This window comes from Caballeronia choica, from assembly GCF_001544535.1.
Lineage (GTDB): Bacteria > Pseudomonadota > Gammaproteobacteria > Burkholderiales > Burkholderiaceae > Caballeronia > Caballeronia choica.
In genome coordinates this window covers 1-11,850 of the sequence record NZ_FCON02000192.1, presented here as the reverse complement: position 1 = coordinate 11,850, position 11,850 = coordinate 1, and the positions used below count along the sequence as shown (strand labels likewise).

General features: G+C 64.9%; 9 protein-coding genes. 6 read left to right on the top strand and 3 right to left on the bottom strand.

Translation table 11 applies throughout. The features are described from left to right. Nucleotides 1-661: 661 nt before the first annotated feature. Nucleotides 662-1,699: an alpha/beta hydrolase gene (locus AWB68_RS38890; protein ID WP_087649526.1), complete on the top strand. Its 1,038-nt coding sequence runs from the start codon at nt 662-664 to the stop codon at nt 1,697-1,699. Between the two features lie 94 nt (nt 1,700-1,793). Further along, on the top strand, nt 1,794-3,020 hold the full coding sequence (locus AWB68_RS38885) for a chloride channel protein (protein ID WP_125483193.1): 1,227 nt from the start codon (nt 1,794-1,796) through the stop codon (nt 3,018-3,020). A gap of 182 nt (nt 3,021-3,202) precedes the next feature. Here AWB68_RS38885 and AWB68_RS38880 read toward each other — a convergent pair whose 3' ends face one another. Together AWB68_RS38880 and AWB68_RS38875 are read right to left on the bottom strand one after the other, a co-directional pair. Further along, nucleotides 3,203-3,592, bottom strand: a complete 390-nt coding sequence (locus AWB68_RS38880; RefSeq protein WP_087649525.1) for a DUF934 domain-containing protein — start codon at nt 3,590-3,592, stop codon at nt 3,203-3,205. After that, a complete protein-coding gene (locus AWB68_RS38875) occupies nt 3,589-5,373 on the bottom strand; it encodes a nitrite/sulfite reductase (RefSeq protein WP_087649524.1) in 1,785 nt (594 codons plus the stop codon). The genes AWB68_RS38880 and AWB68_RS38875 overlap by 4 nt, the downstream gene beginning before the upstream one ends. Before the next feature lie 235 nt (nt 5,374-5,608). On the opposite strand from AWB68_RS38875, the gene AWB68_RS38870 reads away from it, so the two are divergent. After that, entirely contained in the window at nt 5,609-5,797 is a 189-nt protein-coding gene (locus AWB68_RS38870; RefSeq protein WP_087649523.1) for a DUF2970 domain-containing protein, read from the top strand. A gap of 7 nt (nt 5,798-5,804) precedes the next feature. Here the strand turns inward: AWB68_RS38870 and AWB68_RS38865 are convergent, their stop codons facing one another. Continuing rightward, nucleotides 5,805-7,274: an aminotransferase-like domain-containing protein gene (locus AWB68_RS38865; RefSeq protein ID WP_087649522.1), complete on the bottom strand. Its 1,470-nt coding sequence runs from the start codon at nt 7,272-7,274 to the stop codon at nt 5,805-5,807. 432 nt (nt 7,275-7,706) lie between these two features. Here AWB68_RS38865 and AWB68_RS38855 point away from each other — a divergent pair, with 432 nt between their 5' ends. The 3 genes from AWB68_RS38855 to AWB68_RS38845 are packed head-to-tail and all read left to right on the top strand — an operon-like array spanning nt 7,707 to nt 11,652. Beyond that, nucleotides 7,707-9,344, top strand: coding sequence for an ATP-binding domain-containing protein (locus tag AWB68_RS38855; protein WP_087649520.1), 1,638 nt, complete (start codon nt 7,707-7,709; stop codon nt 9,342-9,344). A 50-nt stretch (nt 9,345-9,394) separates the two neighbouring features. Then, complete coding sequence (locus AWB68_RS38850) at nt 9,395-9,847, top strand: putative pterin-binding protein (RefSeq protein ID WP_235028744.1); 453 nt, start codon at nt 9,395-9,397, stop codon at nt 9,845-9,847. After that, the gene (locus tag AWB68_RS38845) at nt 9,817-11,652 is read left to right on the top strand and encodes an ATP-binding response regulator (protein ID WP_087649518.1); all 1,836 of its coding nucleotides are present in this window, start codon (nt 9,817-9,819) and stop codon (nt 11,650-11,652) included. Before AWB68_RS38850 ends, AWB68_RS38845 begins: the two co-directional genes overlap by 31 nt. The last annotated feature ends 198 nt before the right edge of the window (nt 11,653-11,850 follow it).

The following is an 11,850-nucleotide window of genomic DNA, read 5'->3' as shown; positions in this document are numbered from 1 at the left end:
AAAGTAGGTAATCGTCAGGCTCCTCATGCTTTAAACAAACACCCCACCCCACAAAGGTGGGGTGTTTGCGTTGGGGAGCACCATTTCTCGGCGTCTGCGTTCGCAGGCGGCGAGGGCTTCGCGTAGCACACGCCTAAACGCCGCATGACTTCATCTTAAGAGAATCGGCGTTCGCGAGCCATCCTGCGAGCGACCCACCAGACAGCCGGTGGCATGACCGCGCACACATGAGTGTGATTGCAAAGAGCCGTGTCCGATGCCGCTGTCACGCGATGAGAGTCTGCTGACTCCGCATCCGAGCGAGATGGTACAGGCGTCCGCATTGCCGAACGGAGCGCACTTCCGTGCCTAGGGATAGCGATTGCGGATGATCCGCATCGCCAGGACAGGCCTTTTCATACCTACGTATACTCTCCTGACAAACCCGCTCCACACCGTGCCGGGCGTAATTCGTCCGCTCCACAAGGCGACCGTTCCTCCCCCGATATCACAAGTCATCCAAACCATCGCATCCCTCTAGCAAACCAATGTAGGGATGGTTTGGGCAATGCCGCTCCGATACCGTGACGTCATCCGCCGGGCCACATCGAGTCGATCCGGCACATCGGCGGAATGCGTCTTTTAAACGGCCGGCTTGCGCTGGTACTACGGAGAATGGCAGATGAAGAAGCTCGATTCATTGATGACTGTCGGCTCGGCGTTGGTTGCCGGTTCGTTTCCAAATGCCGCCTCGGCGGACACCGTTCCACAACTCGAACCGACGACCCAGGCGTTCATCGACAAGCTGACCGCTGCGGGCGGGCCTCCGCTCTATACCATGACGCCGCAAGCGGCGCGCAAGGTGCTCGATGATCTCCAGGCCAATCCTGGCGATCTCCCGCCCGCGCAAGAGAGGGAAGTTACGCTGCCGGTCGGGCCGACTGGAAAGACCCAGGTTCGCGTGGTCCGTCCGGCCGATGCAAAGGGCGCAACGCCGGTCATCATGTACTTTCATGGCGGCGGCTGGATTCTAGGCAATGCGGGTACGCACGACCGACTGGTGCGCGAGCTTGCCACCCGTGCACATGCAACCGTCGTGTTCGTCGAATACGAGCCTTCGCCGGAAGCGCATTTCCCGGTGGCGATCGAGCAGGACTACGCCGCGACGAAATACGTGGCGGAGCACCCCGACGAATTCAATGTCGACGCGAGTCGCCTCGCGATCGCGGGCGACAGCGTGGGCGGCAACATGGTGGCCGTGGTCGCGCAGATGGCGAAGGAACGCCATGGCCCGGCCATTCGCTTCCAGGCGATGTTCTATCCGGTCACCGATTACACGCTCGATGATTCGACATACGAGGCATTCCCGAATGGTCCGTGGCTCACGAAGGCGGCCATGAAGTGGTTCTGGGATGCCTATCTGCCGAACGCCACCGAAGCACAGGCGAACGACCCGCACGTCTCGCCGCTGCGCGCTTCGCTCGACGCCCTCAAGGGCTTGCCGCCGGCGCTCGTCATCACCGACGAGAACGACGTGCTGCGTCACGAAGGCGAGGCGTACGCGCACAAGCTCGCTCAGGCCGGCGTCAACGTGACGGCGGTACGATTCCTCGGCACGATGCATGACTTCATGATGCTGAACCCGCTGCGCAACACGCCCGCGGCGCTGGGTGCAACCGCACTGGCCGGCAGCATGCTGAACCAGGCACTTGCGAAATAGCGGAGCGCTAAGCGTGCAACTCCTCTCACAGTCCGTCGTCACCCGCGGTGACGGCCAAGCCAGCCATGCGCTGAGGTGGGCTGCCGTCGTCGGTATGACGGGGCTCGCAGGCGGTCTCGCCGGGCTCGGACTCGCCGCGTTGTTGCACGCGATCCAGCACCTCGCGTACGGATACAGCCTCACGCCGCTCTTTCGCGGCGAGAGCTTCCAGGACGGCGTGCAGGCAGCCAGCGCGTGGCGCAGAGTGGCCGTGCTCGCAGTCTGCGGCCTGGTGGCCGGGGGTGGCTGGTGGGCGGTGTACCGCTGGTGCAGGCCGCTCGTCGGCATCAGCCGTGCCGTGGCCGGCAACGATCCGCGCCTGCCTGTCGTCGCGACCACCTGCCACGCGCTGCTGCAGATCGTGACGGTCGCGCTGGGATCGCCGCTAGGGCGGGAAGTCGCCCCGCGTGAAGTGGCTGCGATGATCGCGGGCAAGCTGTCCTCCTGCGCTGGGCTGACGCTGGACGAATCGAAAGTAATGGTGGCGTGCGGCGCTGGCGCGGGACTCGCCGCGGTCTACAACGTGCCGCTTGCGGGCGCCCTGTATGTCCTCGAAGCGTTGCTGCGCAGTTTCGGCTGGCGTGCGCTGGTGCCGGCGGTCGTCACGTCGGTGATCGCCGCGCTCGTCGCGCGAACGGGTCTCGGCGACCTGCCGCAGTACGGCGTGCCGCACTATGCGTCCACACCTTCCTTGATGGTGTGGTCGGCGTTGGCCGGACCGCTCATCGGCCTCGCGGCGTATCGGTTCACGAAGCTCACCGGTTCCGCGCGAGCGCACGCGCCGCGCGATGGCTTGCTGCCGGTTCTGTGCCTCCTCAACTTCCTCTTCATCGGCCTGCTCGCGATGCACGTCCCGATCCTGCTGGGTAACGGCAAGGGACCGGCCCAAGTCGGCTTCGACGGTTCGGTGCCAGTGCGCCTCGCCGCCATGTTGTTGCTGCTGCGCGTGCTGATCGTCTGGACGAGTCTTCGCGCGGGCGCTGAGGGCGGCTTGCTGACCCCGGGCTTGTGCAATGGCGCGCTGCTGGCGATCGTGCTGGGTGGCGCGTGGTCGGCGCTATGGCCGGGCACGCCGCCGGGAGCGTTTGCCGTGATCGGTGCGGCGGCCTTTCTTGCGTCCTCGATGCGGGTGCCGTTGACGGCCGTCGCGCTGGTCTTCGAGATGACTCAGCCGAGTCAGGCGTTCCTGATTCCCATCTTGATTGCCGTCGCGGGATCGGTTGCCACATCGGAATGGGTGCGCAGCGCTCGGGCGGCACGCGCGCGCGACGTTCCGAGCTGAGGGCCACAAGTGCGGCACCTGGACAGTGCTCCGAAGATCAAGCCGACTATCTGGCTCACGGGAACGGACCGGCATGGCGCATGCGAACGCGTCCTTGCTTGTGAGGCGCGAGAGCCAACACAGGCGCCGACGCCTCCGCATGATCCACCGATAGCAGCACGCCCCAATTTTTTGCGCCCGCATTACGCGCCTTCGAAGGCGCTGCCAGTCGTATCGCGCTGATAAAAAGCGGGAAAGCGCTCGAATTGCCGGCTGGCGTCGGCGGGATCGAGCCCGTCCTTGAGCACCGCGCTTGAGAAACCGGTGCGCGCCATCTGCACGAGTTGATCGAGCAGCACGTCGCCGGTCGCGCGCAGATCGCCGGCAAAACCCAGCCTGCGGCGCAGCAGGTAAGCCTGGCTATAAGCGCGGCCATCCGTGAAGTGTGGAAAGTCCAGTTCGATCCGCGCGATCCCGCCAAGGTGTCCTTCGAGCGTCAGCGGGTCGGCATCGTTGGCGAGTTTGACGACGCCATGCGAGCTGTCGTCCGCGTGATCGCGCGATGTCAGGATCTTCAGACGCGTTGCGCTCATGCGGTCACCTCCGCCTTCGCCCGCGCACTGTTCGCGGCCGCCTTGAACGGATCGAGGCCGACGCGCTGAAGCGTGTCGATGAACGTCTCGCGGGCGGGCGGTGCGTGAGGGCGTCGCAGATCCCGATAGGTCGAAAGGATCGCCTCAATGGCATCGGGAACCTCCGCCGCCGAAAACGACGGTCCGATCACCTTGCCCGGTTGCGCCGCACCGCTCGTCGCGGAGCCGTCCGAACCGCCGAGGGTGACCTGATACCACTCCTCGCCGTCCTTGTCGACGCCGAGAATGCCGATATGCCCGCTGTGGTGATGCCCGCACGAGTTGATGCAGCCGCTGATGTGCAGGTCGATCTCGCCGATGTCGTCGAGTTCGTCCAGGTCCTGGTAGCGCTCGGCGAGCGCCTCGGCGACCGGAATCGATCGTGCATTGGCGAGCGCGCAGAAATCGCCGCCGGGGCACGCGATCATGTCAGTCAGCAATTGCACGTTGGCGCTCGCGAGGCCCGCGTCGCGCGCCGTTTCCCAGAGCGCGAAGAGATCGTCGGCGCGCACCCACGGCAACACCAGGTTCTGCGTGTGCGTGACCCGCGCTTCACCGGCCGAAAAGCGCTCGGCGAGGTTCGCGACCAGGTCGAGCTGATCGGCGGATGCGTCGCCGGGCGCTTGCAACAGGCGCTTGAACGAGAGCGTGACGATGCGCAGGTCCGGGTTCTTGTGCAGCGCCACGTTGCGCTGCAGCCAGCGCGCGAAGAGCGGATGCCGGACCGCGTCGTCAGCGAGCGCGGCTGCGTTGTCACGAGCGATCCGGTGGTGCAGCCGGGGCGGCACGAACGAGGCGCTGACGCGATCGAGCTCGGCTTCTGCAAGGGTATGCGGTCCGCCGTCGTGCTCGACGATCTGCCGGAATTCGTCCTCCACGTCATCGATATAGCGCTGGCCCTCCGCCTTCACGAGTATCTTGATGCGCGCCTTGTACTTGTTGTCGCGCCGTCCGTAGCGGTTGTACACGCGCACGACCGCCTCGATGTAATTCATGATCTGGTTCCAGGGCAGGAACTCGCGCAACACCGTGCCGATCACCGGCGTGCGTCCCATGCCACCGCCGACGGACACGCGAAATCCCAGTTCGCCCGCATCGTTGCGCAACAGGTGCAGGCCGACGTCGTGCCAGTCCGTCGCGGCCCGGTCTTCCGTCGCGCCGGTGATCGCGATCTTGAACTTGCGCGGCAAGAACGCGAACTCGGGATGCAGCGTGGTCCATTGCCGCATGATCTCCGCGAAGGGACGCGGGTCGGCGATTTCATCGGGAGCGACGCCCGCGCGTTCATCGCAGGAAATATTGCGGATGCAGTTGCCGCTCGTCTGGATGCCGTGCATGTCGACGCTCGCGAGCAGGTCCATGACATCGGCCGATTTCGCTAGCGGAATCCAGTTGAACTGGACGTTCGTGCGCGTGGTGAAGTGGGCGTAATGCGTGGGCAGGTGCGTCGTGCCGAGCTTGCGCTGGGCATCGGCGGCCCGTTGATAAACCTCTGCCTCCGGCTCGTCGTATTCGCGGGCGATACGGGCGAGCACGCGCAATTGCGCGCTCGACAACTCGCCATACGGCACGGCGACGCGCAGCATCGGCGCATGTCGCTGCACATACCAGCCATTTTGCAGACGCAAAGGCCGGAAATCGTCCTCGCTCAGCTTGCCGCTTTGCCAGCGTTCCAACTGGTCGCGGAACTGGGCGGCACGGCTTTTCACGAAGGATTTGTCGAACTCGGTGTATTGGTACATGGGGCGCGGGTCGTCTGCCGTTTCGGGCAGACGTGTCTCAGGTGGGTAGCCAACGATATGAGCCTCGTTGCGCGAGGTAAAGAAGCAGATGCCGCGAATCCTCGCATAGCAGAGGGCAGCATTCGCGACCGACTCTGCATGTCCGACTGCTCTCTCGAATTCTCCGCAACTGCTGCTGTTTCGGGCGCTGGTATCAGCCGATCATGAAGCCGTGAAAGAAACCAAGGAGCGGACCATGAACTTCCTGAAGATGATGAGAATCGTGCTGTGGAGTTTCTTCGGGGTGAGGAAGAGCGCCTCGCACCAGGCCGATATGGCGGGCGTGAAGCTGCCGATGTTGCCCGTGATGGCGGTGGTGCTCGCGGGCGGCTTCGGCGCCGTGCTGTTTTCTCTGGCGCGGCTCGCGGTGAGCGTGGCGCACTGAGCGGCGGCTAGCCCGCCTGATCGCCCGCCTGGCCGTTCGCTTCGCCCGCGTGCTCGATCAGCGAGCCCAGCGTGCGCACGGCTTCCTCGATTTCCTTGCTCCACGGATGCCCGAAATTCAGCCGGATGCAGTGCCTGAATCCGTGCCGCGCCGAGAAGATCGGGCCGGGCGCCACGCTGATGCCGCGCTCGACGGCCAGCCGGTGAAGCTGCATCGCGTCGATGGTCGCGGGCAATTCGAGCCACAGGAAATAGCCGCCCGAAGGCTGCGACCATCGCACGTTCGGAGGAAGCCAGCGTGTGAGCGCCGCGTTCATGTCGGCGAGCTGGCTGCGCAGCGCGCCCCGCAGCTTGCGCAAATGCTTGTCGTAGCCGCCGTGCTGGAGATAGTCGGCGATGCCGGCCTGATCCGGAATGCTCGCCGATAGCGTGGTCATCAGCTTCAGGCGCTGCACCTTGTCCGCATGGCGGCCCGCCGCTACCCAACCGATCCGGTAGCCCGGCGCGAGCGTCTTCGAGAACGAACTGCAATGCATTACGAGGCCCTTCTTGTCGAAGGCCCTGGCGGGCAGCGGATAGTCGGAATCGAAGTGCAGTTCACCATAGACGTCGTCTTCGATAAGCGGGATGTCGTGCTCGGCGAGCAGTTCGACCAGCGCCTTCTTTTTCTCGACCGTGAGCGTGACACCGGTCGGGTTCTGGAAGTTGGTCATGAACCAGCAAGCGCGAATCGGCTGCGTTTGCAGGGCTTCGGCGAGTGCGTCGAGGTCGAGGCCCGTCACGGGGTTCGCGGGAATCTCGACGGCGCGCAAATCGAGGCGCTCGATCGCCTGCAACGCGGCGTAGAACCCCGGCGACTCCACCGCCACGACATCGCCGGGACGCGTCACCGCCATCAGGCAAAGGTTGAGGGCCTCGAGCGCGCCGTTGGTGACGACGATCTCCTCGATGGGCTGCGCGATGCCGATCGCGAGATAGCGCAACGCGATCTGGCGACGCAACTGTTCGTTGCCCGGTGGCAGATCGACGACCGTGCTCCACGCGTTCACGAGACGGCTCGCCTGTCCGAGCGACTTCGCGAGGCGCTGCAAGGGAAAGAGTCGCGGAGACGGAAACGCCGAACCGAGCGGCACGAAGCCCGGATGCTTCGCGGCTTCGAGCACGGAAAACACGAGATCGCTGATATCGACTTTCGCCGACTGCGCGAGCGCGGCCGCACGCTGTGCCGGTGCCTGCGCTGGCTGAGGCGTCTGCGGCAACGAGATGCCCGCGCCCGGCGCCACGAAGTAGCCGGATCGCTCGCGCGCACGAATGAGACCCCACTCTTCGAGCAGGTAATAAGCGCGAAACACGGTCGACTGACTGACTCCGTGCTGCGCCGTGATCTGCCGCAGCGACGGCAAGCGGGAACCGACGGGCAGGTTGCCCGAGCGGATCTCCCTCGCTATCGCATCGGCCAGCACCTCATAGCGTTTCATGAACGGCCGACAGGTTGAGCGCCAGGCGCGCTTTCGATGAAAATCGTGGTGGGTTCATACATCACTCGATATGGCCGTGCCCGCGAACGCACTTCGCCGTGGAAGCGGGCGTCGAATCCGGGCTGCATGCAGCGGGGTAAATAGTATCAATCAGCGGCGGCATGGGGTAATCGCATTTGAAGCATTTCTGGCCACCATGCTGGAGGAGGGCATCGTGGGCGACGCGGCGCTTGCTTCATCGGATGCGCATGCGCAAGCGTTCTGGGCGATCCGGGATGCGCCGGGCGAAGATCAGCGATTCATTCCGAATCACGCCGCGCATGACGCACGGAGGGTGGAAACCGACGAGGCTTCCCAAAACCGGGCCCATGAGCGCGTTGCGTACAATACCCCCACGCTCCCACTCCGCGCATAGAACCGCAAAGGCGAAGCATGGCTCGAATCGTTCCCGACGACTGGAAAAACCTCGAAGCAACCGGCGCCGCCGTGCGCGAACTGGAGACGCTCTCGCTGTTGGAGAAGCTCCCCGCCGACTACACGGTCTATCACGGCGTGCACTGGACGCGCATCAACGAGGGGTTTTCGGTCTTCGGCGAGGCGGATTTCGTGGTCGTCGCGCCGTCGGGACGCGTCCTCGTCATCGAGCAAAAGGCCGGCTTCCTGCGCGAGACGCCCGCCGGTCTCGTGAAGGTCTATCTGCAGAAGGAACGCAACGTCGCGATCCAGCTTGCGCGCACGCTCGAAAACCTGCATCGGCGCTTCACGGCCGCGTTCGGCGCGGGCACGTATCGCATCGAAGAGCTTCTGTATTGCCCGGACTACACGGTGAAGGACGCGTCGATAGCGGGCGTGCCGGCGGCTCGTATCGTCGATGCGAGCCGCAAGCGCAAGCTGCCGGCGGTGGTGCTGGAGATCCTGCCGCCCGACGAACCGCGCTTCGAATCGTCCGCGCGCATCCATCATTTTCTCGCCGACGAACTGGCGCTCACGCCCGACACCAACGCGCTCGTCGGCCAGGCGGACATGCTCGTCACCCGCCTTTCGGGCGGTCTCGCGACGGGGGCGTGCAGGCTCGAATTCGAGCCGTTCCGCCTGCGCGTGATCGGCACGGCGGGCTCAGGCAAGACCCAACTGGCGGTGCAGGTAATGCGCGATGCCGTCGCGAAGGGCAAGAGCGTGCTGTACGTCTGCTTCAACCGGCCGCTCGCCGACCACATCCGGCGCGTCGCGCCGCCCGAGGCGAAGATCGCGAACTACCATCAATTGAGTGCGGCGGTCGCGCGTGATGCCGGCAGCCCGCCCGATTTCAGCCAGCCGAACGCGTTCGCCACACTGGAGGAGCGCTTCGCGAATGTGGCGGTTCCCGAGCAGTGGAAGTTCGACGTATTGATCGTCGACGAAGGGCAGGATTTCCACGCCGCATGGGTCGATGCCCTCGCGCGGCTGCTCAAGCCCGAGGGCGCATGGTGGTGGCTCGAAGACCCGATGCAGAACCTCTATTTCCGCGAAAGCGTCCCGCTGGCCGGCTGGACGACGCTGCGCGAAACCACCAACTACCGCAGCCCGCGCGACCTGCTCGCGTATATCCGGCGCATCGTCGGACGCGAGGTGCGGCTCGACGCGGGCAGCCCGTTCGACGGCTCGGAAGTCAGCCTGTCGACGTACGAAAGCGGTCACGCCGACGAAGTGATCGAGGCGACCAAGCGCGCGATCACGCAGGCGCTGGCGCTAGGCTTCAGGAAGCAGGATATCGCGGTGCTGTCGTTTCGCGGGCGCGAAGGGTCGGTGCTGACCGGCGTCGAGCATCTCGGGCCGCATCGGCTGCGCAGCTTTACCGGCGGCTACGATCTCTTTGGCAACCCGGAGTATCGCGAGGGCGACGTGCTGCTCGAATCGATCTATCGGTTCAAGGGGCAATCGGCGCCGTGCGTGATCCTGACCGAAGTCGATTTCGACGCCCTCGACGAACAGGCCGCGCGCAAGTTTTTCGTTGGCGCGACGCGTGCCACGATGAAACTGATCGTCGTTGCGTCGGCGCGCGCGGCGAAGGCCTTCGACGGGGCGCGCTGATGGTGGCTCTCGGTTTGCGCACTCTCGCGCGGTGGCTGCTGCCCGTGTTGATGCTGATGGCACACGCCGTCCACGCGGCGCCGCTCGAACTCGAAGTGCAGGGCAAAATCTCGCGGACCAATGACGCGTCGCACACCGTCTACCGCATCTCCGAGGCCGAACTGCTGAGCCTGCCCGCGCACACGATCACGACGTCGACCCGCTGGACGCCGACCTCGGCCTTCACCGGCCCGCTGCTCTCCGATGTGCTGAAGCTCGTCGGCGCGAACGGTTCGGCGGTGGAACTGCACACGCTCGACGACTACACGGTGACCGTGCCGGCAAGCGACGCGCAACGCTACGGCGCGATCCTCGCGTACAGCATGAACGGCAAGCGCCTCAAGGTGCGCGACTTCGGCCCGCTCTTCCTGATCTATCCACGCGACGCGTACCCGTCCGAGCTGACGGGCGCTGCCGCCGACGGCAAATTCGTATGGCAGGTCAAAGCGCTGAACCTCAAATGACGCGTCCGTGGTGGCGGCGCATCTGGTACGCGGCGCTGATCGCGATTGCGATCGCGCCGCCGATCGGCGCGGTCGCGTACATGCTCTACACGGGCTTGCTCGTGAAGCAGACGCCGCTTCAGGGCGTCGTCTCCTACGACAGCTTCTACTGGGACGCCGCGCAGATGGAGATCGCCTACGGGCGCCTCGCGAACCAGGTGCTGCTGTACCGCGGCGGCATCGACTCGGAAGCCGACGAGGTGCGCCTGCGCTACGAGATCCTCGAATCGAAGCTCAACATCGTCGCGGCTTCGACCCAGATGCTCGTGGGCCACGAGGCGCTGCGCAACCGGCAGGAGGAGATCCTGCGGCAACTGTCGAATGCGCTCTCATCGATCTCATCGGATGTCGACACCATCGACCAGGACCCGCAGCGAACGCTGCGCATCACCGGCGTGCTGCGCCAGAACCTCGCGGCGGTCACCGAGCTTTCGAACGGACGCCGCATGGTGGACGTGGCCGAGCGCGAAAGCATCGTGCGGGACTTCGAGGCCAAGCGCCGCTACCTGATCTATGGCGGCATCCTGCTTGCGCTGCTGTCGGCGGCGGCCACCACGTTGCTGCTGCTCAACGGTTACCGGCGCACGCGCCTGATCGAGCAGCAGCGCGCCGCGCTGGAAGCCGAGCATCAGGCGACGCGCGCCGCGCGCGAGGCGAGCGTCGCGAAGGACACGTTCCTCGGCATGATCAGCCACGAACTGCGCACGCCGCTGCATGCGATCGTATCGTCGGTGGAATTGCTCGGGCTGAACCTGCGCGAAGACGCGGACCGCAGGATCATCCAGCGGCTCGAAACCGGCGCGCGCCATCTCGAAGCGCAGATGCGCGACCTGACCGACTATGCGCGGATCGGTGCCGGCAAGCTCGAACTGCGTTTGACCGTGTTCGATCCGCTCGAACTGCTCGACTCGATCGTCGATGCGAACACACCGGCCGCGACCGCCAAAGGGCTTGAATTGCGCGGCGAATTTCTCGGGCGGCGCGGACCGATCGAAACCGACCAGCACCGCCTGCGCCAGATCGTGACGAACCTCGTGACCAACGCGATCAAGTACACGGATGCCGGCTCCATCGACGTGCGTTTCGAGCGTTCGGATGCACGCCTCGACATTTCAGTGATCGATACCGGCCCTGGCATCGCGCGCGAGCAGATGCCGTTCATCTTCCAGGAATTCACGCAACTCGATTCGTCGAGCACGCGCCGCTTCGACGGCGCCGGCATGGGGCTCGCGGTGGTGCGCGGGCTCGTCGACCTGCTGGGCGGGCGGATCGAGGTATCGAGCGAGGTCGGGCAGGGTGCCGCGTTTCGCGTGAGCCTGCCGGCGGTGTCGGTCGAAAGCCTGCCGGAGCGCCGCGAACAGCCTGCCGTCACCGAGCCGTTCAGGAAGTCGCGCGTGCTCGTGATCGACGACCATGAATCGATTCGCGAGTCGCTCAGCGAAATGCTTACGCACCTGGGGTATTCGGTGATCGCGATGGGCGAGGTGGACAGCGCCCTCGCGTGGCTCGGATCGAACGAAGCGGACGTCATCCTTGCTGACCTGCACATGCCGGGCAAGGACGGGTATTCGTTCGCGCAGGAATACCGTGCGCGGCTCGCTCCGGGCGCGAGTGTGCCGATCATCGCGGTGAGCGCGTATGCGCCCGAACTCGTCGATCCGGGTGCGGCTATTCTCTTCTTCGATTATCTTTTGAAGCCGGTGCGGTATGAGGTGCTCAAAGGCGCGGTGGCGCGGGCGGTGTCGGTTACGCGGCGGAAGATTTGAGCGTCGCTCGTGGTGTTTGGGTTTGGTTTATTTGCTCCTGCCCGGGGGTGATCGCTGGCGCTTGGGGTGGGGGTTGGGGTTGGGGTTGGGTTACACCGTTTGATGCGCTTGGGCTTCTATGGAACTTGTTTTGTTTTTGGTTTATTTGCTCTGCCCCTGTCCGGGGCGGGACTCACTTTCTTTGCTGCTGCAAAGAAA